General features: G+C 37.2%; 25 protein-coding genes. 15 read left to right on the top strand and 10 right to left on the bottom strand.

From position 1 onward, the window contains the following. Window positions 1-5 precede the first annotated feature (5 nt). Window positions 6-1,421, top strand: a complete 1,416-nt coding sequence (gene lpdA / locus ABC382_RS11400; RefSeq protein ID WP_274795803.1) for a dihydrolipoyl dehydrogenase — start codon at window positions 6-8, stop codon at window positions 1,419-1,421. A 120-nt stretch (window positions 1,422-1,541) separates the two neighbouring features. Then, window positions 1,542-2,324 (top strand): SDR family NAD(P)-dependent oxidoreductase, encoded by a 783-nt coding sequence (locus ABC382_RS11395; RefSeq protein ID WP_274797274.1) that lies wholly within the window; start codon window positions 1,542-1,544, stop codon window positions 2,322-2,324. Between the two features lie 49 nt (window positions 2,325-2,373). On the opposite strand, the gene ABC382_RS11390 is transcribed toward ABC382_RS11395, so the two are convergent. The 5 genes from ABC382_RS11390 to ABC382_RS11370 form a co-directional block, all read right to left on the bottom strand. Continuing rightward, window positions 2,374-3,900 (bottom strand): tripartite tricarboxylate transporter permease, encoded by a 1,527-nt coding sequence (locus ABC382_RS11390; protein ID WP_274795804.1) that lies wholly within the window; start codon window positions 3,898-3,900, stop codon window positions 2,374-2,376. A gap of 15 nt (window positions 3,901-3,915) precedes the next feature. After that, entirely contained in the window at window positions 3,916-4,389 is a 474-nt protein-coding gene (locus ABC382_RS11385; protein WP_274795805.1) for a tripartite tricarboxylate transporter TctB family protein, read from the bottom strand. Window positions 4,390-4,480: 91 nt separating this feature from the next. After that, window positions 4,481-5,500, bottom strand: coding sequence for a tripartite tricarboxylate transporter substrate binding protein (locus ABC382_RS11380; protein ID WP_412926817.1), 1,020 nt, complete (start codon window positions 5,498-5,500; stop codon window positions 4,481-4,483). A 125-nt stretch (window positions 5,501-5,625) separates the two neighbouring features. Next, window positions 5,626-6,315, bottom strand: coding sequence for a response regulator (locus ABC382_RS11375; RefSeq protein ID WP_274795807.1), 690 nt, complete (start codon window positions 6,313-6,315; stop codon window positions 5,626-5,628). Continuing rightward, complete coding sequence (locus ABC382_RS11370) at window positions 6,302-7,930, bottom strand: ATP-binding protein (protein WP_412926816.1); 1,629 nt, start codon at window positions 7,928-7,930, stop codon at window positions 6,302-6,304. The genes ABC382_RS11375 and ABC382_RS11370 overlap by 14 nt, the downstream gene beginning before the upstream one ends. Before the next feature lie 347 nt (window positions 7,931-8,277). Between ABC382_RS11370 and ABC382_RS11365 the strand changes: the two genes are divergently transcribed. Further along, entirely contained in the window at window positions 8,278-8,724 is a 447-nt protein-coding gene (locus tag ABC382_RS11365) for a CidA/LrgA family protein (protein WP_412926815.1), read from the top strand. Next, entirely contained in the window at window positions 8,717-9,394 is a 678-nt protein-coding gene (locus tag ABC382_RS11360) for an LrgB family protein (protein ID WP_274795810.1), read from the top strand. Before ABC382_RS11365 ends, ABC382_RS11360 begins: the two co-directional genes overlap by 8 nt. Window positions 9,395-9,497: 103 nt before the next feature. Here ABC382_RS11360 and ABC382_RS11355 read toward each other — a convergent pair whose 3' ends face one another. Then, entirely contained in the window at window positions 9,498-10,967 is a 1,470-nt protein-coding gene (locus tag ABC382_RS11355; protein ID WP_274795811.1) for an aminotransferase class I/II-fold pyridoxal phosphate-dependent enzyme, read from the bottom strand. Window positions 10,968-11,112: 145 nt separating this feature from the next. On the opposite strand from ABC382_RS11355, the gene ABC382_RS11350 reads away from it, so the two are divergent. Next, complete coding sequence (locus ABC382_RS11350; RefSeq protein ID WP_274795813.1) at window positions 11,113-12,072, top strand: NAD(P)H-dependent flavin oxidoreductase; 960 nt, start codon at window positions 11,113-11,115, stop codon at window positions 12,070-12,072. Window positions 12,073-12,092: 20 nt separating this feature from the next. Next, window positions 12,093-12,380, top strand: coding sequence for a UPF0223 family protein (locus tag ABC382_RS11345; RefSeq protein ID WP_312506822.1), 288 nt, complete (start codon window positions 12,093-12,095; stop codon window positions 12,378-12,380). Window positions 12,381-12,492: 112 nt separating this feature from the next. Here the strand turns inward: ABC382_RS11345 and ABC382_RS11340 are convergent, their stop codons facing one another. Further along, complete coding sequence (locus ABC382_RS11340) at window positions 12,493-13,122, bottom strand: YktB family protein (protein ID WP_274795815.1); 630 nt, start codon at window positions 13,120-13,122, stop codon at window positions 12,493-12,495. A gap of 126 nt (window positions 13,123-13,248) precedes the next feature. Here ABC382_RS11340 and ABC382_RS11335 point away from each other — a divergent pair, with 126 nt between their 5' ends. Both ABC382_RS11335 and ABC382_RS11330 read left to right on the top strand, forming a co-directional pair. Beyond that, window positions 13,249-13,446 (top strand): hypothetical protein, encoded by a 198-nt coding sequence (locus ABC382_RS11335; protein WP_274795816.1) that lies wholly within the window; start codon window positions 13,249-13,251, stop codon window positions 13,444-13,446. 214 nt (window positions 13,447-13,660) lie between these two features. Further along, on the top strand, window positions 13,661-14,455 hold the full coding sequence (locus tag ABC382_RS11330) for an inositol monophosphatase family protein (protein ID WP_312506820.1): 795 nt from the start codon (window positions 13,661-13,663) through the stop codon (window positions 14,453-14,455). Window positions 14,456-14,572: 117 nt separating this feature from the next. On the opposite strand, the gene ABC382_RS11325 is transcribed toward ABC382_RS11330, so the two are convergent. Continuing rightward, window positions 14,573-14,758 carry a DUF5325 family protein gene (locus tag ABC382_RS11325; RefSeq protein ID WP_004224770.1) on the bottom strand — a complete coding sequence of 62 codons (186 nt, stop codon included), beginning with the start codon at window positions 14,756-14,758 and terminating at the stop codon, window positions 14,573-14,575. A 138-nt stretch (window positions 14,759-14,896) separates the two neighbouring features. Here ABC382_RS11325 and typA point away from each other — a divergent pair, with 138 nt between their 5' ends. From typA to ABC382_RS11300, 5 genes are all read left to right on the top strand, one after another. Beyond that, window positions 14,897-16,741, top strand: coding sequence for a translational GTPase TypA (gene typA, locus ABC382_RS11320; protein WP_274795818.1), 1,845 nt, complete (start codon window positions 14,897-14,899; stop codon window positions 16,739-16,741). Window positions 16,742-16,770: 29 nt separating this feature from the next. Beyond that, the gene (locus ABC382_RS11315; RefSeq protein WP_274795819.1) at window positions 16,771-17,169 is read left to right on the top strand and encodes a YlaH-like family protein; all 399 of its coding nucleotides are present in this window, start codon (window positions 16,771-16,773) and stop codon (window positions 17,167-17,169) included. A gap of 283 nt (window positions 17,170-17,452) precedes the next feature. Further along, complete coding sequence (locus ABC382_RS11310; RefSeq protein ID WP_312506819.1) at window positions 17,453-18,445, top strand: ABC transporter substrate-binding protein; 993 nt, start codon at window positions 17,453-17,455, stop codon at window positions 18,443-18,445. Window position 18,446: 1 nt separating this feature from the next. After that, window positions 18,447-19,214, top strand: coding sequence for an ABC transporter ATP-binding protein (locus tag ABC382_RS11305; RefSeq protein WP_312506828.1), 768 nt, complete (start codon window positions 18,447-18,449; stop codon window positions 19,212-19,214). Then, window positions 19,207-20,001 carry an ABC transporter permease gene (locus ABC382_RS11300; protein WP_274795822.1) on the top strand — a complete coding sequence of 265 codons (795 nt, stop codon included), beginning with the start codon at window positions 19,207-19,209 and terminating at the stop codon, window positions 19,999-20,001. Before ABC382_RS11305 ends, ABC382_RS11300 begins: the two co-directional genes overlap by 8 nt. A 53-nt stretch (window positions 20,002-20,054) precedes the next feature. On the opposite strand, the gene ABC382_RS11295 is transcribed toward ABC382_RS11300, so the two are convergent. Together ABC382_RS11295 and ABC382_RS11290 are read right to left on the bottom strand one after the other, a co-directional pair. Beyond that, entirely contained in the window at window positions 20,055-20,258 is a 204-nt protein-coding gene (locus ABC382_RS11295; protein WP_312506818.1) for a YlaI family protein, read from the bottom strand. Between the two features lie 11 nt (window positions 20,259-20,269). Beyond that, window positions 20,270-20,770, bottom strand: coding sequence for a molybdopterin-binding protein (locus tag ABC382_RS11290; protein WP_274795824.1), 501 nt, complete (start codon window positions 20,768-20,770; stop codon window positions 20,270-20,272). 182 nt (window positions 20,771-20,952) lie between these two features. Here ABC382_RS11290 and ABC382_RS11285 point away from each other — a divergent pair, with 182 nt between their 5' ends. Together ABC382_RS11285 and ABC382_RS11280 are read left to right on the top strand one after the other, a co-directional pair. Continuing rightward, window positions 20,953-21,234, top strand: a complete 282-nt coding sequence (locus ABC382_RS11285; RefSeq protein WP_004224778.1) for an Fpa/YlaN family protein — start codon at window positions 20,953-20,955, stop codon at window positions 21,232-21,234. Window positions 21,235-21,294: 60 nt separating this feature from the next. Continuing rightward, on the top strand, window positions 21,295-22,476 hold the full coding sequence (locus ABC382_RS11280; protein ID WP_274795825.1) for an FtsW/RodA/SpoVE family cell cycle protein: 1,182 nt from the start codon (window positions 21,295-21,297) through the stop codon (window positions 22,474-22,476). Window positions 22,477-22,488: the final 12 nt, after the last annotated feature.

Below are 22,488 nucleotides of genomic sequence, written 5' to 3'. Positions count from 1 at the left end.
CAAAAATGGTAGTAGGAGATTTCCCAATCGAAACAGATACTCTTGTCATTGGTTCAGGTCCTGGAGGATATGTAGCAGCAATTCGTGCAGCTCAAACTGGCCAAAAAGTAACAATCGTTGAAAAAAATGTACTTGGTGGTGTGTGCTTAAACGTAGGTTGTATCCCATCAAAAGCATTAATTTCAGTAGGTCACCGTTTTGAGCAAGCTAAACATTCAGATGACATGGGAATCATCGCTTCTGATGTGAAATTAGACTTCTCAAAAGCACAAGCATTTAAAGACAGCGTTGTTAAAAAATTAACTGGCGGTGTTGAAGGCTTACTTAAAGGAAACAAAGTTGAAATTGTACAAGGTGAAGCTTATTTCGTTGACGCTCATTCAGTGCGTATCATCAATGGTGAATCTGCTCAAACTTACACATTTAACAATGTCATTATTGCAACAGGTTCTCGTCCAGTTGAGATTCCAACATTCAAATTCTCTGATCGCGTACTAAATTCTACTGGTGCACTTTCTTTACAAGAAGTTCCTGGTAAATTAGTTGTTATCGGTGGAGGTTATATTGGTACAGAGCTAGGATCAGCTTACGCAAACCTTGGCTCTCAAGTAACAATTATTGAAGGCGGAAAAGATATTTTAGCTGGCTTCGAAAAACAAATGACTCAAATCGTTAAAAAAGGCCTTAAAAAGAAAGGCGTTGAGATTGAAGTTAACGCGTCTGCAAAAGGCGTTGAAGAAACTGAAAACGGCGTAGTAGTAACTTATGAAGTTGGCGGAGAAGAGAAAAAGGTTGAAGCTGATTACGTATTAGTTACTGTAGGTCGTCGTCCAAATACAGATGAAATGGGCCTTGCTGAAATCGGAGTTGAATTCGGTGAACGTGGTCTAATCAATGTTGACAAACAATGTCGTACAAATATTCCAAACATCTATGCAATCGGTGATATCGTAGCTGGTCCACAACTTGCACATAAAGCATCTTACGAAGGTAAAGTTGCTGCTGAGGCGATTGCTGGTGAAAAATCAGTTGTTGATTATCTTGCTGTACCTGCTGTATGCTTCACAGATCCTGAAATGGCAACAGTTGGTTATAATGAAGATCAAGCAAAAGCAGAAGGCATCGAATACACAGCAGCGAAATTCCCATTCGCAGCAAATGGTCGTGCTCTTGCATTAAACCAATCAGAAGGCTTCGTGAAGCTTGTTGCTCGTAAAGAAGACGGCTTATTAATTGGTGCTCAAATCGTAGGTGCTGGTGCATCTGATATGATCGCTGAAATGGGCTTAGCGATTGAAGGCGGAATGACTGCTGAAGATATCGCATTAACAATTCATGCTCACCCAACATTAGGTGAAATTACAATGGAAACTGCTGAAGTACTACTTGGCAACCCAATTCACATTGTAGCAAAAAAATAATGGTAACAGTTCTAACGGCTATAAAGCAAATGCTTTGTAGCCGTTTTTTGTATATTGACCGTAATTTTGTTAAAGTAAAGATATTGTTAGGAATATTCGAAATAATTTGGGGTGATAATGATGGATTTAGGCTTAAAGGGGAAAGTGGCAATTATTACTGGGTCAAGTAAAGGAATTGGTTATTATACGGCTATGCAGCTTGTCAAAGAGGGAGCACAGGTTGTATTGTGTGCTCGTGGAGAAAAACAGCTACAAGTGGCAGCTGGATGTATTAAAAATGAAACAGGTATAGATGTTTTAATTGTTCCAACAGATATTACAAAAGAAAAAGATTGTAAGTATTTAATCGAACGTACTGTAGAACAATTTGGCCATATTGATATTCTCATTAATAATGCAGGTACCGCTTCAGCAAATCCCTTCGAAACGGTGAGTAGTGAATTATGGCAAGCTGATTTAGATTTAAAGGTATTTGGGGCCATTCATTGTTCAAAATATGCGGCACCTTATATGCGAAAAGCTGGCGGAGGTGCAATCGTCAATGTGACAGCTGTAATGGCGAAGACACCTCCAGCAAGCTCACTTCCTACTACTGTAAGCCGTGCTGCTGGACTTGCCTTAACAAAGGCAATGAGCAAGGATTTAGGAAAAGATAATATTCGAGTAAATTCTGTCTGTATAGGTCTTATTCGTAGTGACCAAATTGAAAAGAAATGGAAAAAAGAAGAACCGGATTTATCGTGGGAAGAATATTCCCGTAAGGTGGGGCAAGCTATTCCGCTCGGTCGTGTAGGTGATACACAAGAGGCTGCAAACGTTATAACTTTTTTAGTATCTGATGCAGCGAGCTACGTTACAGGCACTTCAGTTAATATCGATGGTGGCTCTGGCCACGCATTATAGAAAAGTAAAAATCCACTATACTTATAGAAGCATAGTGGGTTTTTAAATTTTAACCTTCTTCATTAATAAGTACATTTTTACCACGTATTTTCATAACCAGTGGTATAAGTAACCAAGAAATTGCAACCACTAAAAATAGTAATGATAAAGGCTTTGTTATAAAAATAGAAAAGTCTCCATTCGAAATGGTTAATGCACGGCGCATATTATTTTCAATCATGGGCCCTAGTACAAGTGCAAGGACTAAGGGAGCAACTGGGTAATCATTTTTAGCAAATAGATAACCAAGAACACCACAAGCTACTAATAAAAATAAATCAAACGTAGCGAATTGAACGGCATAAACGCCAAAAATTGAAATCGCAATAATAATGGGCAATAAATACTTTTTAGGTGTTTCGATTATTTTGGCAAAAATTCGGACCAATGGCATATTTAATGCTAGTAACATTAAGTTACCAATAAACATACTGGCAATTAATCCCCAAGCAACTTGAGGATGCTCATCAAATAATAATGGACCCGGCTGAATATTATACATAATAAGTGCACCCATTAAAATTGCAGTAGTACCTGAGCCGGGAATTCCTAATGTTAGCAAGGGAATCATTGCACCGCCTGATGCAGCATTGTTCGCTGATTCAGGTCCAGCTACACCCGCAATATGACCTTTTCCGAATTGCTCGGGTGTTTTACTGAATTTTTTTTCGGTAATATAAGAAAAGAATGAGGCAAGTGTTGCGCCTGCACCGGGTAATACACCGATGAAAAAGCCTAGTAATGAGCCTCGAGCAATAGGAACAGCACTATCCTTTAAATCTTGCTTTGTTGGTAATACACGATTAATTTTTGCTAATTGACCATCCTCTTCTTCTTTTTCAAGAATGGTTTTAAATACTTCACCTAATGCAAATAAACCAACAGCGATAGTTAAAAATTCAATTCCAGAGAACAGCATAGGCTGACCAAATGTAAAACGTTCGATACCTGATACGGCATCTATACCAACTGTCCCGAGCATAAGCCCTAAAACAGTCATGATTAAAGCTTTGGTAATAGAACGTCCTGCTAGTCCACTTACTGCTGCAAGTCCTAATAGCATCAGAGAAAAGTATTCTGCGGGTCCAAATTTAAGTGCTAATTTTGACAATGGATTAGCTAATAGTATTAGACCTAGTAACGCTACAACTCCAGCACAAAATGAGCCAATGGCCGCGATAGAAAGAGCACTTCCAGCACGGCCTTGTTTAGCCATTTGATAGCCATCCAATGTTGTCACAACTGATGAGGACTCACCAGGCGTGTTTAATAGAATGGATGTTGTTGATCCACCATACATGGCTCCGTAGTATACCCCTGCAAGTAAAATAATTGAGCTTGTAGCGGCAGCCTCCGTTGGAAGTCCAGCTGTAATAGTTGCTGTAACGGGGATTAATAAAGCAACCCCGCTCATTGGACCTATACCTGGAAGTACACCAACTGCTGTACCAATTATGACACCAACAAGAGCGAATAAAAGATTTTGCCATTGAAGGGCAACAGCAAATCCATCAGCTAAAAATTGCAATGTCGACATATGTTCACTCCTGTACTAAAAAATTGGGAAACTAGGCAACGATCCTCCTAGTAAACTTGTAAATAAATAATAGACACCTAGTGAAAATCCAGCTGCAATAAAAATTGAATAAATAAGTTTAGTACGTTCCATTGTTTGGAAGCTAATACACAAAAATAAAAATGTTGTTATCATATAACCAATTTTTTCAAGGAAAAATACATACGCTAGAGCGCTACCCAAAATGATTAAGAACTTTTTGAGCTCTGTTGAAGATATTTTAGAAGAAGTTGTTGGTCCTGTGTTTCGCTCTCTCACAGCTTTTTTCCATGATTCATAAAATAATTGAAGACTTAATAAACCTAAAATAATACCTAAACCTAATGGGAAAATTTTTGGCCCAACTGTAGACCCATAAGCACTATCAGAAATCTGTGTTGCTTGAAAAATAAACAAAATGCTAAGTGCTAAGAGGATTATGCTAAATGTTTTATCAAATGTATAGCTCAAACGTTTTACACCTCCATTAAAAATAGATAAAGTTACACAAGTAGTTCTATATTTAATGGAAATACTTGTGTCTTTTTTAAAAAACGATTTTTTATTTTTGCATACCAAGAGCTGTAAGTAGTTCAATGATTATTTTATTTTGATTGTCTAGATAAGCTGTAAATTCTTCCGCATTACGGTATTCTGCTTGCCAGCCATTACGTGTCACCTCAGCTTGCCATTCTTTTGATTCAGACATTGCCTGTAATTTTTCAGACCAATAGGTAATCGCATCTTCACTCATATTTTTTGGACCGAAAATACCACGCCAAATTGTAAATTCCTCATCAATACCAGACTCTTTAAATGTAGGAACCTCTGCTAGCTCACCTTCTAAGCGTTCAGAGGAACTTACAGCTAATACACGAACATCTCCAGATTTAACATAAGTAGCAATTGTGGAGGCATCTGTTGCAATAACATCAGCATTGCCACCTAATAATGCTGTAACCGCCTCACCGCCACCGTCATAAGAAACATATTTAATTGTTTTTAAGTCAATGCCCGCTTTATAAGCCGGAATAATTCCTACTAGATGATCCATCGAACCCGGTGCAGAACCACCTGCTAATGTGACATTTTTTGGTGAAGTTTTCATGGCATTTAAAACATCTTCAAGCGTTTGAAAAGGAGAATCCTTTTTAACAACGATTGCGCCATAGTCACGTGTTAATTGTGCTAAAGGTGTAGTATCCTTATAGCCAAATTTACTATTTCCTTCAGCCTTTTCATGATTTATAAGGATCGGTGGTGATTTAACCATTAACATATAATCATTATTGGCCTCCTTTGTAGCAAATGTTGCCATGAAGGCAGCACCACCACCACCTGGCTTGTTCTCAACTTGAATTGCCTTATCAATTAACCCTGTGTCATTCATGGTTTTTGCTACTGCACGAGCGGTTAAATCCCAACCACCACCTGCACCAGATGGAGCAACAATGGTAATATTATTTTTCGGATAATCACTGGCGTTCTTTCCCTCTGTTTTTTCTCCATTTGATGATGAGCAGCCAACCAAACTAGTAAATAGTAAGCCAGCTACCATTATTTTAGAAATGTTCCTCCACATAAAAATCCCCCTTAAAAATAAAATGGTAGCGCTATCAATTTAGCGCTACCCATACTATAACTTACTTCATAATTTTAGGAATATTGTGATAATAATGTGAATTAACATCATTTTGTTCATAAAGTTTATTGAGAAATAAAGTATCGTCGTTCAGGACGACCAACTGTGCCATAAGTCAGTTCGGTATAGACCTGCTTTTGTGTAACTAAAAATTCTAAATAACGACGAGCGGTGGAACGGCTGACACCGATATTCTTTCCTAACAGCTCAGCTGTACTACCATTCTCCATTAAACTTAAATGGTTAATAACATGATTCATTGTTGTTGGATCAATCCCTTTTGGTAGTAATAACGGTGTTTCTTGAGGGCCGGATGAACCTGCTTTTGGCCAAAGATATTGAATTTTTTCTTGTGTAAAATTCTCATTATTTTTCAGCAATAAATGCTTGTAACGGAATTTTTCTATACTCTCTTTTAGTTGTTCGAATGTAAATGGCTTTAAAATGTAATCTGTAACATTTTTCCGATAAGCTTTCTGTACAATATGTGCCTCTGTGGCTGCGGTAATCAAAATAATGCTACTTGTTGGGCTTACTTCTTTAATTTTATCAATTAAATCAACCCCGAGTATATCTGGTAAAAAGACATCAAGTAATATAAGTTGCGGTGAAAATGATTGAAGCCAATCTAAAGCTTCTTCACCAGTGTTTGCCCGCGCAATTACTTTATAGCCTTCAATTTTTTCTAAAAAACGACAATGTACGTCTGCTACACGTACATCATCTTCAATTACTAGCACTTCAATATCGTTCATGGATCATAGTCCCCCTTTTGCTAATAGATACGATAAATAGGGCACCTCCTAAATCGCCTTTTTCAAGAGCAAGAGTGCCGTTTAGATCATGGATGCTGGAAATTACTTTTCTTAAACCATAGCCTCGATGTTTCCTATCTTTCGTGGAAATATTTTCAGAAAATAGTACATTTAATTTTTCTTGTGCTAAACCTTGACCAGAGTCCTCAACCTCAAAGATGATTTCCTCTCCATTATCTAATATAAAAAGCCTGATAATTGGTTGTCGCTCTTTGTTTTTATCAACCTCTTCAAAAGCATTGGTTAATAAATTCCCTATAATAGAAATAATTAGGCTTTTTTCAATGTTTTCAGGAAAGGTTTCTAAATAACTATCCTCATCAAAGATCAATTTGATCTTTAATTCACGGGCACGATTAAAAAATCCGATAATTAAACCATTTAAAAATGGGTCCTTTACACGCTTTGTTATAAATTGGGTTAGAGAAGAATGTCCTTGTACCTCTTTATGAATAATAGATAGTGCTTCATCAGAAGCATTTAATTGAATAAGGCCAGATATTGTGTAAAGGACATTATTAAACTCATGTGTTTGGGCACGTAAAGCCTCCGTATATTGTTTTACTTGTGATAATTCGATAGCCATTTGCTCTATTTCTGATTGTAATCGGAAACTTGCAACAGCGCCGACAACTTTACCATTCACCTTCATAGGTACACGGTTAACGATAATTTCATGACCATTAACAATCATCAATTTATCAAGTTGTTTTTCACCGTTCGTTAATACGTTAAGAAGATGTGTATTAGGTATATGCTGTTCGATATTATCACCAATGATAGAAGCTGAATCCGTTAAATTTAAGATTTTGGCGGCAGCATTATTTAGGGTTGTGATTTCACCTTTCTCATTAACCGTTATAATCGCTTCACGAACTGATTCAATTAAAGTATTTTTTTCTGTTAAGAGACTGGCAATTTCGCTTGGCTCTAAATTAAAAATTTGCTTTTTAATATTACGGGATAAAAAAATAGAACCGATTATACCGATGCTTAATGCAATCACCATCGTATAAAAAATATTATCAAGATATAAAAAATATAAGCTATCCAATTCACTTGTTAAGTATCCAATTGACACAACTCCAATAATCGATCCATTTGTGTCAAAGATAGGTGCCTTTCCACGAATGGATTGTCCCATTGAACCATTCGCAATGGAAATATAAGACTCACCATCGATTAATGCTCGGTTATTATCATCGCCAACCATGGTTTTACCAATACGGTCAGCGATAGGATGGGTGTAGCGTATGCCATGTTTATCTCCTATTACAACATAAGTAGCTTTTGCTGCAAGCATAATATCATTGCTAATTTTTTGTAGACTTTCGGAAGGATTATTTGTATGAAACGCTTCGATTACATCGCCCCTGCTAGCTGTTGTTTCAGCTAAATATAGTGCTCGGTTACCAATTTGTGTTTGCAACGCATCAGATATGGTCATATAAAAGAGAATGCCTGATAAAATGACAATAATAAAAATTAAAAAACTGCTGTAATAGGCAAAGCGAGCTTGAAGTTTTAATGTTTTAAAGATAATAGAAGATCCCACCTTATTGTGTATTATGGAAATTTTAGTAATGTATATAACTAGTATCTTTTGTAATTTTCGATTATATAAAAAATTTTTGAAAATTACTAGTTGGAATATTCTAAAAGTTACGAGAACCGAATCGGCACAATTAGCAAATGAAGCAGTTAAGTGATCTATTGATAAAATCTGTATGAGAGTATCATCAACAGCAACATCATGAAAGTTTTGGAGAATAGGAATTTGAATACCATTTCATAAAATTACTTAGATTTTTCAATCTTTACTAATTATTTTTCTAAAATTACAATAGACAGAAAATTCCTACAGATGTAGAATGAACGATATAGGGGGTGAAAAGTGGCGAAATGTTGAAAGAAAATTTTGCTGCACTATTGTTGCGAGTTGTTCGGATTATTGTTCAAATTGGCATACTAACCATTTTTTATTATATGGGAGTAGGGATAGTATCGTATTTACATATACCTCTTCCAGGAAGTGTTATTGGATTATTGTTATTAGCACTTTCACTCATTTTTAAAATCATTAAGGTTGAATATATTCAAGATGGAGCAAGTTTTCTCATTGGCATCTTAACGTTATTTTTCATACCTGCAACAGTAGGTGTTATTGATTATCCAGAACTCATGTCAATGACTGGACTGATCATTATCTTAGCCGTTATAGCTAGTACATTAATCTCTATTTATATTACAGGTCTACTGACACAAATCATTGAGAAAAAAGAATTGGCGAAAAAGGAAAACGCAGAAACAACTGTTGAAGAAGGAAAGGGGGAGTTATCCGTTGATTGAAGCGATTGTTATCCTTAGCACCATTTTCATGTTCATTTTATTTACAAAGCTTTATCAGCGAATTCCACATCCTATCATGATTCCTTTGGTCACAACAACGATTGTCAGTGCAGTGATTTTGCTAGTTTTTGATATCCCATATGCAACTTATATGAAAGGTGGAGAATGGCTTCAGCAGATGCTTGGACCGGCTGTTGTCGCACTTGCCTATCCCCTCTATAATCAACGAGCCATTATTATAAAATATAAATATTCTATTTTATCAGGACTTTTCATAGGTATGATCACAGGATTATTTACTATTTTTGTATTGTTAAAATGGATTGGTGTTAAAGCTAGCTGGATGCTGACGGCCTTACCTAAATCATTAACTACGCCTGTTGGAATGCAGGTAAGTGAGACAATTGGAGGTATTCCACCTTTAACAGCTGTTTTTGTCATGATTGCAGGGTTTGTAGGCGCTATTATCGGACCATTAGTCATTAAATATGGCAAAATCGACTCGGCGGTTAGTAGAGGTGTTGCAGTAGGTAGTGCCTCACATGGGGTAGGTCTTGTTAAATTAAGAGAATATGGGGAACAGGAATTATCAGTTGGTTCATTATCTATGGGCTTAACAGCTGTGATTGGGGCATTTTTTTGTCCTCTCTTTGTCTATTTATTTTTGTAAAGAGTTATTACTATTTTGTTGTCTAAAAAATTGAATTATTGACGTTTTATCGTGAATAAGCAAACAAGCTAGCTCTTCATGAAAGAGAGCTAGCTTGTTATGTTTAGAAAATCGGTTTCCGTTCTTTTATAACACGAATTGTTTTTAATGTGGTATCTTCTGGACCTTGTACTGGTAAACCAGCCTCGATATTCATTTGAATATAGTGAATATTTTCTTGGGTAATTATTTCCCCGGGAATAAAAATTGGAATTCCAGGAGGATATACCATAATAAATTCTGCACATATACAGTTATCTGCTTCTGCAAGTGGAACGACTTCTGTATCTGCATAAAAAGCATCACGTGGTGACATAGCAAGAGCTGGAATTTCTGGAACATTCACTAAAGCTTCTGTTATAGCCGCTTCAGAATCAAATGCTTTTGACATACGAGTTAATGCATTCACTAAAAGATTAATTTCTTTTTTCGTATCTCCTAATGTCACCAAACATAAAATATTATAAAGGTCAGATAGTTCCACTTCAATATTAGCGTTATGACGTAACCATTCTTCAGCTCTGTGGCCAGAAATACCTAAATCTTTTACACTAATAAGAAGTTTTAATGGATCCATATCATAGGTTGCAGAGGAGTGTAGTTTTTCCTTACCTGCACATTTTAAATGCGGGATCTGATTGATCCGTTTACGTGCATCCTTAGCTAAACGCAGTGCATCGTCGATTAAATCATATCCATGAATAGCTAGCTGGCGTCGAGCTGTGTCGAGCGAAGCAAGTAATGGGTATGATGTTGACGTAGTTGTTAGCATGGAAAATACAGCTTGTACACGTTTTGCTGAAACAAGACCTTCACGTACATTTAAAATAGATGTTTGTGTCATGGAACCACCGAGCTTGTGAACGCTTGTCGCAGCCATATCAGCGCCGGCTTCCATTGCGGAATACGGTAGGTCATCATGGAATTTTATGTGGACACCATGAGCTTCATCTACTACAACCGGAATATTACGATCATGAGCAATTTCGACAATACGCTTTAAATCAGCTGTAAAGCCAAAATAAGTTGGATTAATAACAAGTACTGCCTTTGTATCTGGGTAAGCATTTAATGCTTTCTCAACAGCTTCAGGGGAGATGCCATGAGAAATCCCATATTCACTGTCAACTTCAGGGTGAATAAAAATTGGAATTGCACCAGCGAATACAATCGCAGACATAATGGATTTATGAACATTCCGTGGCACTAGAATTTTATCACCTGGACCGACGACGGTCAGAATCATCGTCATGATGGCGCCACTAGTACCTTGAACGGAAAAGAATGTATGATCAGCACCAAAGGCTTCTGCTGCAAGGTTTTGTGCTTCTTTAATAGCACCCTTTGGTGAATGTAAATCGTCTAGTGGAGCAATATTAATTAAATCAATTGATAAAACGTTGTCGCCGACGAATTCACGGAAAGCAGGGTCCATCCCTTGCCCTTTCTTATGGCCTGGAATATGGAACTGTATGGGATGTCTGTTCCGATGTTTAAGTAATACGTCGAACAATGGAGTCTCTAGTTGTGACAACGCAGGTACCACCTCACTTTATAATATCTAAGAAAACAAATGAATTATAGCACCTAACGACACGAAAACATAGACTTTTCATAAAAAATAAAAGGATTTTTTTCAGGGTATCGAGAAATTAGTATCGAACGAAAGGGGAGGTACTATGAATTGGAATACACGTGTGACGGAGCTTTTACAGGTTAAATACCCAATTATACAAGGAGGATTAGCCTATTTAGCATACGCTGATTTAGCTGCTGCTGTGTCGAATGCTGGAGGTTTAGGGCAAATCACGGCTATGAGTTTACGAGATCCTGACTTGTTACGAGAGGAGATCCATAAAGTACGAACATTAACAGATAAACCATTTGGTGTTAATTTTGCAATAGGTATGCATGGGAAAGGCTATGAGGAGATGGTGCGCGTTGCTGTCGAAGAAGAAGTTCCGGTTGTGACAATGACCGGAGGAAATCCAGCACCTATATTTGATTTATTGGCAGGAACTAACATCAAAAAATTAGTCCTTGTAGCTGCACGTAGACAAGCTCAAAAGGCTGAGCAGCTTGGAGCAGATGCTGTCATGGTCGTGGGTCAAGAGGGCGGAGGTCATCTTGGACGTGATGATGTCGGCACAATGGTGCTGGTTCCACAAGTGGTTGATAGTGTGAAAATTCCTGTCATTGCTTCTGGCGGAATTGGTGATGGTCGCGGCTGGATGGCAGCTCATGCACTAGGTGCAGAAGGCATTGAAATGGGCACTCGCTTTATTGCGACAAAGGAGTGTGTCGATGCGTCAGAGGCTTACAAGGAGGCGTTACTTGCAAGTACAGAGGCTGATACAACAATTATTAAGCGCTCTATTGGTGCACCAGCACGAGCGTTACGTAATGAATTTACGGAAAAAATTTTAGAAATTGAAGAAAGAACACCAACATATGAGGCGTTAAAAGAATATATAAGTGGGACAGCCAATAAGCGTTTTATTTATGATGGAGATAGAAATCAAGGCTTTGGATGGGCAGGTCAAGTGACAGGGATGATTCACGATATCCCAACCGTTGAAGATCTAATCAATCGAATGGTTGCAGAAGCTGAAAGTATACGGTTAAAATGGGGGCATTAACATAAAGGTGGTTTTGTCGAATGGAATATTCTTATCCGTTTTCAACTGATTGGTCCACAGAGGAGATTGTGGATGTTGTTCAATTCTTCGAGGGAATCGAGAAAGCTTATGAAAAGGGCATCAAGCGTGAAATCATGCTAGCTAAATATCGTCGCTTTAAAGAGATAGTCCCTTCACAAGCTGAGGAAAAATCAATTTTTCGTGAATTTGAAGAGGCAAGTGGCTATATTAGCTATCCTGTCGTGAAACAAACAAAGGAAGCCGAAGATGGTACGATAATAAAAATTGTGCCTAAAGGTGGTCGATAAAAAAGTGGATGTGAGTCATACTCACATCCACTTTTTTATTTTTTGTGTTAAAAAACGACATATTGCATAAAATACATCAATCAAAATCCATACAAAATGAATCGAAATAGGGCTATTTTCCAACGATGATATTGTAAATAGGAAGTAGGCTTTCAAACGTTTCTTCTGTTAATTGGTGTAATTCGCTAGCAGTAAGCTTTGTTGCCTGCTCTTTTGGAATGTGTCGACCAATTAAGAACTCACCCTTTTTGACATCTCGCAGACGTATAAGCAATGCTTCAAGGTTGTCTTCTTCTTTTGCCTCTTCGAGAGAAATGGCTTCAGGGGACATATGGTCTCCAGACACAATAAAGTCATTAGGAAGCTGCTCTAGTAATGATTTATGAGCTAGTAAACGTTCAGCCATTACATTTTTTTGAGGTGCTTCATAAATAATAGCTAACACGATGAATAAATGTGTGTGCCATAGACCAATCTGAAAGTGAGGCAATGATTTATACCCTCTTTTATAGGGAGCAAAGGCAACCCAACTATCTTTTGGCGGGTTGACAGTTCTTCGAGCATGTTTGGCAACATGTGGAAAGAATTCTTCGCCTAACTGGCTAGAAAAATAAGTAGCAAACTGTTCTCCTAGCTGATTGAATTTTGGACGTACCTGTATATTTAACGCATCCATTCTTTGTTCTAAACCGTCTATTGTAAAAACTTTAAAGTCTTTGTTTGTCCACTTTATTTTTGACAATTTTATTTTACTCCTTTCGTTTTATAAGGTTTATTTTACGCTGATTTTGGGAAAAAATCTTATAACAAGAACTTTATCGAATTAGAAAAGTTTTTGTAAAAAAATTAAAAAAAGGAAGTGTTTTTTATGAAACCAATCGTAAAAATTATACGTAAAGTTGACATCGAAAAGCAATATGAACACATTTTACAATTAGAATTAGATTATGAATTAGCTTCGCTCTTTGCCGCGATGAATGAAAAAAATGACCTTGAAATTGAAAAAAGTAAAAAACGTCTGGCAGAAATTCAATCGGAACTTGAAAGTTTGCACGCCTATGCGTAATGGAAACCTAATACCTATTTAAAAAATCACTTGCTGAATATTCCGACAGCAGGTGATTTTTATTGTGACAAAGGGTAAAATAGACATTATATCTCTATGCAGTTAAAGTTTTATATTACCAAAATAAGTTATTAAGTTGTGGAAAAGGTACGAGGAGCATAAAAAGAACGATAGAAAAAAGAGCCTTTTCTTATATTCGAAGGGTGGGTTTTTAATGGACTTACAACAAATTGATGAATTTGCGAAAAGTATTATTTTTGAAGCTGGAAAACGTATTCGTGAGGCTTTTTCGTATAATCTAGTCATTGAGACAAAATCAGGTGCAAATGATCTTGTTACTAATATTGACCGAGAGACCGAATTATTCTTTATCAAGCAAATTAAAGCTTTTGATCCAACCCATAAAATCTTAGGAGAAGAAGGAATGGGCGAAAAAGTGGAAACGTTAGATGGAGTTGTTTGGATTATTGATCCGATTGATGGCACGATGAATTTCGTCAAGCAACATCGTCATTTCATGATTTCCATCGGTATTTTTGTGAATGGTGTAGGTAAGTTAGGGTACATATTTGATGTCATGCGTGAGGATCTATTTAATGCCATCGCGGGTCAGGGGGCATGGTATAACAATACACCCTTGCGTAAACTTCAGTCGGTTACAATGGATGAATCAGTTATTGGCATTAATGCACATTGGGTAGCGCCCAATCGACATATTCACCATGAAAAAGTAATAGAAATGGTGCGCAAAGTGCGTGGTACACGGTCCTACGGATCAGCGGCAATGGAAATTGCATTTGTAGTGAGTGGCAAATTAGATGCCTATGTCTCCATGCGTCTAGCACCATGGGATATTGCAGGCGGGACTATTATCGCTCAAGAGGTTGGAGCCGTTGCCACAAATTTACACGGAGAAGGCTTTGATTTTCTTCATCAGGATACTTTTATCATCGCTAATCCTTCAATCCATAAAGAATTATTGGAAAAATATATTGTGCCATATGAATAAAGAGGAGCCGTCTTTTTACTAGACAGCTCCTCTTTTTATCCTTTCCCTCTATAGGGAGAGAATTTATTCTACGGGAATTTAACTATGCTCAATCTATCTCTGTTGCAGCATACTTGCTTAAAGTAATCCTTGTGCACGTAGTTTACGCTTCATTTTAAAGGCTGTCATGAAAATGACACAAGTAGCCACAATGCCTGCTATTACACCAAATACATTACTAGCCGCAACAGAATAGCCGATAGAGCACATTGCTAATACAGCTGCTAATGCATAGATGGCCATTACGATTTTTGCACGATTCATAGCCTAGCCTCCTATATAAAAAATTGTTAATCAGATAATATTTTTTAGAATGATGGAAATTCTAATAAGGACATTTCTATCCTTCTTGTGCTATAATATCACAGTTAAACATTCGAAAAAAGAATATGGAGTGGAATAATGACAAACTTACGTCAAGATCTTCGCAATATCGCAATTATCGCCCACGTTGACCATGGTAAAACTACCTTAGTCGACCAATTATTAAAACAATCAGGTACATTCCGTTCAAACGAACATGTTGAAGAACGTGCAATGGACTCTAATGATATTGAACGTGAACGTGGTATTACAATTTTAGCAAAAAATACTGCAGTAAACTACAACGGAACTCGTATCAACATCCTTGATACGCCTGGACACGCCGACTTTGGTGGTGAGGTAGAACGTATTTTAAAAATGGTAGATGGCGTTTTACTAGTTGTCGATGCGTATGAGGGTTGTATGCCGCAAACACGCTTTGTATTAAAAAAAGCGTTAGAACAAAAGTTAACACCAATTGTAGTTGTAAACAAAGTTGATAAAGATTCAGCACGCCCATTAGAAGTAGTAGATGAAGTATTAGAATTATTCATCGAGCTAGGTGCTGACGATGATCAATTAGATTTCCCTGTTGTTTATGCATCAGGTGTTAACGGTACAGCTTCTCTTGATGCTGATCCAGCAAATCAAGAAGAAAATATGCAATGTCTATTTGAAAAAGTAATTGAAGCAATCCCAGCACCAGTTGATAACTCAGCAGATCCATTACAGTTCCAAGTTGCATTACTTGATTATAATGATTATGTTGGTCGAATTGGGATTGGACGCGTATTCCGCGGTACTATTGAAGTAGGTCAACAAGTTGCTTTAATGAAGTTAGACGGTACTGTAAAACAATTCCGTGTAACGAAGCTATTTGGTTTCTTTGGTCTAAAACGTGAAGAAATCCAATCAGCTAAAGCAGGGGACTTAATCGCCGTTTCAGGTATGGAAGACATCAACGTTGGTGAAACAGTATGTCCTGTTGACCATCAAGATGCTTTAACACCATTACGTATTGATGAACCAACACTGCAAATGACATTCTTAGTAAATAATTCACCTTTTGCAGGTCGTGAAGGGAAATGGGTAACTGCACGTAAAGTGGAGGAGCGTTTACGTTCACAACTACAAACGGACGTTTCTTTACGCGTAGAAGATACAGATTCACCAGATGCATGGACTGTTTCTGGTCGTGGAGAACTGCATTTATCAATTCTTATTGAAAATATGCGCCGTGAAGGCTTCGAGCTACAAGTATCAAAACCTCAAGTAATCATTCGTGAAATTGATGGTGTAAAATGTGAACCGTTTGAGCGTGTACAAATTGATGTTCCAGAGGAAAATGTTGGTTCGGTTATTGAATCAATTGGTACTCGTAAAGGTGAAATGTTAGATATGGTGAACAATGGCAATGGCCAAGTTCGTTTAACATTCTTAGTTCCTGCTCGTGGTTTAATTGGTTATACGACAGAGTTCATGTCGATGACTAAAGGTTTTGGTATTATTAACCATACATTTGATTGCTACCAACCATATATTCCAGGTCGCATTGGTGGACGTCACCAAGGTGTTCTTGTTTCAATGGAAACTGGTAAATCAACAACTTATGGTATGATGCAAGTAGAGGACCGTGGTACACTATTTGTAGAGCCAGGTACTGAAATTTATGAAGGTATGATCGTTGGCGAAAATACACGTGAAAATGATATCACTGTAAACATAACAAAAATGAAGCAAAAAACGAATGTTCGTTCTGCGACAAAAGATGCAACAAACGTTATTAAAAAGCCTCGTTTATTAACACTAGAAGAAGCGTTAGAATTCTTAAATGATGATGAGTATTTAGAAATCACACCAGAATCAATTCGCCTTCGTAAACAAATTCTAGATAAAAATGAACGTGAAAGAATAGCGAAAAAACTAAAAAACGCTGAACAATAATTTTTGCTTCCACGAAAGGAAGAGGAGTCTTGGATCTAAAGTCCGCTTTATTGGGTGAACTAAATGTTATTCAAGTTGCTGCACAGTCAAGTACAGATGAAACAGCAAAAGTTTATGGAAGAATGGCTGGTATCACTAGATTTTTATACGAAAATTTACCAAGCTATGAAATAGCAGGCTATGTTGTATTTCTTCTAGTATTTGTACTTTCTGCCATTGTCTATAAGCTAGGCTTTGCCAAGAAATTAAAGTTATCTCAAAATATTATTATTTATGCGTTCCTGTTTTTAGGTTGTATCATGCTAACGTTTTTCGCCTTATTCTTGCCGATGATTGAAGGGCTTATCGTAGCAGCCTTAATTTTAATTGTCTATAAAACAAGATTATGGCGTGAGAAAAGAGAAGAACAACAAGCTACCAATCAGTAACATTTAGGTTTTTATAATAAGAAATTTTACATGAAGCAGTCTTAGCGATAATAATCACGCTAAGACTGTTTTTTGATTTACACTAATATAAATGACAGGCCAAATTTAAGAAACTGCCCGGAAAGCTACCTATACACCTGCTGAAAAAATAAATCAAACATCATTGTCCTTATCGAACCGTAGAAAATACTACTTCAAGATAAATTGGTAGGCACCGAAATCTTCTGATGTGAATAAGTTAATGTCGATAGGCTTATTTTGATCACATCAAGGAGGAAAGGGAATGCGTTGGCTTACAAAAGGTTTATTATTGAGTGTCATTGCTTTGTTACTCCTTTCTTTGACGGCATGTAATAAAGCAGAGCTAGAACAAGTCAAAGTAGGGGAAGTTACTCGTTCAATTTTCTATGCGCCTCAATATGTAGCGCTTGAGAAAGGATTCTTCGAAGAGGAGGGGCTTTCTGTTGAGCTACAAACGATTGCAGGTGGCGATAAAACGATGACGGCGTTACTGTCAGATGGTATTGATATTGCTTTAGTTGGGTCGGAAACGTCCATTTATGTTACTTTACAAGGTGCTAATGATCCCATTCAAAATTTTGCCCAGTTAACACAAACGGATGGGACCTTTTTAGTGGCAAGAGATAAGATAGATAATTTTTCATGGGATCAATTGAAGGGCTCGACTTTTTTGGGGCAACGTAAAGGTGGTATGCCTCAAATGGCAGGGGAATTCGTGTTGAAAAAACATGGGATCGACCCTGTGAATGATTTAACGCTCATTCAAAATATCGATTTTGCCAATATTGCTACTGCTTTTGCATCGGGGACTGGTGATTATGTCCAATTATTTGAACCAACAGCAAGCGTCTTTGAGAAAGAAGGGAAAGGGTATATTATCGCTTCGTTTGGAACGGAGTCGGGCACTCTTCCTTACACATCCTTTATGGCAAAAAGTAGTTATTTAAAGGAAGATGCTGAAACTGTTCAAGCCTTTACAAATGCATTGCAACGAGCACAGGATTTTGTTCAAAATGAAAGCTCAGCAGAAGTGGCAAAAATAATTCAACCGTATTTTGAGAATGTTGATTTAGCGATTATTGAAACAGTGGTTGAGCGCTATAAAGCTCAAGGCTCCTATGCTACTGACCCTATCCTCGATGAAGGAGAGTGGGATAACTTGCAAACGATTATGGAGGAAGCAGGTGAACTTCCTCAACGTGTGGAGTATGAAAAACTTGTCAATACAACCTTTGCTGAAAAGGCTGCTGAGTAATATGGAATTTTTGCAGCTAGAGAATATTCACCATAGTTATTTTTCAAGCACACAGGCAAAGGAAGTATTACGTGATATCAGTTTAGCCATTCAGGAAGGAGAATTTGTCTCATTTATTGGACCAAGTGGCTGTGGGAAAACAACCCTATTATCGATAATTGCGGGTTTATTCCCTGCAACTGAAGGCAAGGTCTATATAGATGGGGAAGAACTATCGGCACATAATCAAACTAGCATTGGCTATATGCTTCAGCAAGACTATTTATTTCCGTGGAAGACTATTGAAGAAAATGTAACAATCGGTCTGAAAATCATGGAACGGAGCAATAAAACACATAAAGTAACGGCCAATGCCCTTTTGCATGAAATCGGCTTACCACATGTCGGGAACAATTATCCACGAGAATTATCAGGAGGGATGAGACAACGTGTGGCACTTGCTCGTACATTAGCTGTTAATCCAAAAATATTACTTTTAGATGAACCGTTTTCAGCTTTAGATTACCAGTCGAAATTAAAGTTAGAAGATTTAGTCGTTGAAACCTTAAAAACGTATAAGAAGACGGCTATTCTTGTGACACATGATATTGGTGAAGCTATCGCGATGAGTGAGCGTGTCTTTCTATTTTCTGCAAATCCTGGGACATTACACAAAGTGTTTGAAATTCCTAAAGCACTTCGCGAGCTCTCACCGTTTGATGTAAGACAGCATCCAGCCTATGCAGATGTTTTCCAAACCATTTGGAAGGAGCTGGAGAGCCTTGGATAACACATTATTTAAACAATATCAGCAGTTGTTAAAAAAGGAGAAACGCTTTGTTCGACTATATCAACTTATTATTCTGCTCCTATTTTTCGGAGGATGGGAGTTACTGTCAAGGTTAGAATGGATTGATCGTTTAATATTCAGCTCACCAACACATGTTTGGCATACCTTTATTGAAAAAGTAAACGATGGCTCTTTAACATTGCATGTTGGTGTTACTCTAATGGAGACGGTAATAGGCTTTATAGCGGGTACTTTACTAGGAACGTTAATTGCTATTGTTTTATGGTGGTCTCCGTTATTATCAAAGGTACTTGATCCGTATTTAGTTATTTTAAACGCGATGCCAAAAGTTGCGCTTGGACCGATTTTAATTGTAGCACTTGGTCCAGGATATTTTTCAATCATAGCGATGGGTGCATTGATTTCCATCATTATTACAACCATTGTTGTCTATACCGCTTTTAAAGGAGTTGACCCGAACTATAGTAAGGTTTTACAAACATTTGGGGCAACAAGATGGCAAATATTTCGGGAAGTGATATTACCAGCTTCTTTTCCTACGATTATTTCAACACTGAAGGTGAACGTTGGTTTATCGTGGGTAGGGGTTATAGTGGGCGAATTTTTAGTAGCATCAAAAGGTCTTGGTTATTTAATTATTTATGGCTTCCAAGTATTTAATTTCAACCTTGTCCTAATGTCATTGCTCATTATTGCATTTTTTGCAACTATTATGTATCAAGTGGTCGAATTGATTGAAAAGGCGATCATTAAAACTAATGAATAATAGAGAAAAAGAGGTGTCTCGAAATAGAGGCACCTCTTTTAAGCTTATAAATGTTAAAATTCTTTATCCATTTGTGGTGAAGTACGATAGAACCGGAAATTGCCAGTTTCAAGTCGTGCAACCGTATTATCTTTAATTCGATCATGGCAAATAGTACACATGTAAGTATGGATTGGACGATTACGCAACTTTTTTGCTAATGGCAAATTATCATCTATATTATGAATCGTATCGCAAATTACGCATTTTACGCGCATTGCATTCCCTCCTATTCAGCACGAATGGCTGATACGTTTTTAATAGGATTGTCTAGATTTGAACCATCTCTTAATAATACATGGATTGGACCATCTTCTAAAAGGGGCTTGCCATCTTGGCTATATTTTAAAATAAGGGTATTTGCTTCTTCAATTGTGAATGGATACTCTTGACCATCTTTGCATTCTAGGACGATTTTTGTCGCTTCAGGCTTAATTTCAGCATTTTTCAAGAAGTGACTCAATTCGATTCCAAATGTACCTGTTTCCATTCCTTTACGGTCAAATTTACGCTCTGATTTTAACGTAGGTGGGAATGTTGCCCCTTCCATAATTTCACGTGACCAGTGAGCGCCAACCTCACGCATATACTTGATGTCTGAATCTTCCTCGACATCTTGTGTAGTGAAGTAAGTATTTAAATCTAATTTACGATCATCAAAAATCCACACAGTGGGATCTAATGTTAGTTGGTATGAAACTGCACCCTTGATAGGAATTATTGTTTCCATAATAGAAATCCTCCTCAAAACTTGTATATCCAAGACATAGTATAACGCTAATGACTAGAGATAATAAAGAAATATAATTCGAATTCTCTATTTTCCAATGTAGACACTTGCATTTTTATCGACTAAAAGATAAACTTTATTAAGATAGAATCGAAGAAATATCAGATAATGGGGGCGTCCTCATGGATACGAAATCACAAACTTCTTTTCAAGAGAAGGCTTTGGAGCTACTAGTTGCTGATGCAGACAAGATTGCTCGTCTTATTCGAGTACAAATGGATCATTTAACAATGCCACAATGCCCTTTATATGAGGAAGTATTAGATACACAAATGTTCGGCCTGTCACGTGAAATTGATTTTGCTGTGAAGCTTGGACTAATTGAACGTGAAAAAGGCAAAGAAATTCTCGATTCACTCGAGAAGGAACTTTCTGTACTACACGACGCGTATACAGACAAATAAAAAGAAAAACTCAAACGCTTCTTTGCGCTTTGAGTTTTTTTACTAGAACGAGGTTTTCTAATGAGACAATACTTAAAACGTTATGCACAAAATTTTGATTACCCCTTATTTTTTACGGTCCTATTATTAAGTTTATTTGGGTTAATAATGATTTATAGTTCAAGTATGATGGTTGCTATTGTACAAAAAGAACAAGCACCTGATTTTTTCTATCGAAAACAAGTAATCAATTTAATGGTGGCATTCCTTGGCTTTATAGTGGCTGCTTTTTTCCCATATAAACATTATGCGAATAAAAATATTATGTTATTTCTAACCATCGTATTAATTGTGTTATTTACGTGGGTAAAAGTGGCTGGTAATGGGGCAGATCAAGTAGGCTCACAGAGTTGGATTGCTATTCCAGGTTTAGGGAATTTTCAGCCTTCGGAATATGCAAAACTATTTATAATCTTATATTTTGCAGCTGCTTTTTATCGAAAAGCGCAAAAATATACGTTTGAAAAGCTACAACCAACCGAAATATTCTATCCCATTTTCCTATGGATTTTAGTCGTTGCTGGGGTGGCCTTCGAAACAGATTTAGGTGCTGTTATTATTTTATGTGGAATAGCCGTATCTGTAGTTGCTTCAAGTGGTATTCCCTTTAAAACCTTTTGGAAGTTTTTTGGTGTATTAGCAGCATTCGGTGCAGCAATTTTAGGAATACTTCTGCTGTTCAAGGGAGAACTACTAACAGAAAACAGAAAAGGACGGATTTTATCTTATTTAAATCCGTTTGAGTACGAAGATGGTAGTGGACATCAAGTGGTGAATAGTTATTATGCTATTGGCGGAGGCGGCTTAGAAGGGCGCGGTCTTGGTCAATCCATTCAAAAATTAGGGTACTTGCCTGAACCACAAACGGATTTCATTATGGCAATCATAATGGAGGAATTAGGAATATGGGGAGTTTTAATTGTTTTATGTGGTTTAGGGTTTATTGTATATAAAGGTTTTTCTATTGCATTGCGAACGAAAGATCCATTGGCACGCATGATTGCGGCTGGTATTGCGAGCTGGATAGGCTGGCAAACGTTTATTAATCTTGGGGGTGTAACTGGGTTAATCCCGTTAACCGGTGTAACGTTACCTTTTATAAGCTATGGCGGTACATCTATAATCATTCTATCTTTAGCGATGGGGATATTAATCAATGTTTCTATGTTTGAAAAGGTAGAGCGGAAAAAAACACAATCATAAAGGGGGATACCT

The sequence above is a fragment of the Lysinibacillus phoenicis genome (assembly GCF_047238325.1).
In the GTDB taxonomy this organism is placed as follows: Bacteria; Bacillota; Bacilli; order Bacillales_A; family Planococcaceae; genus Lysinibacillus; species Lysinibacillus irui.
The sequence above is the reverse complement of the archived record's forward strand: the minus strand, read 5'-3'. Positions and strand labels throughout refer to the sequence as shown.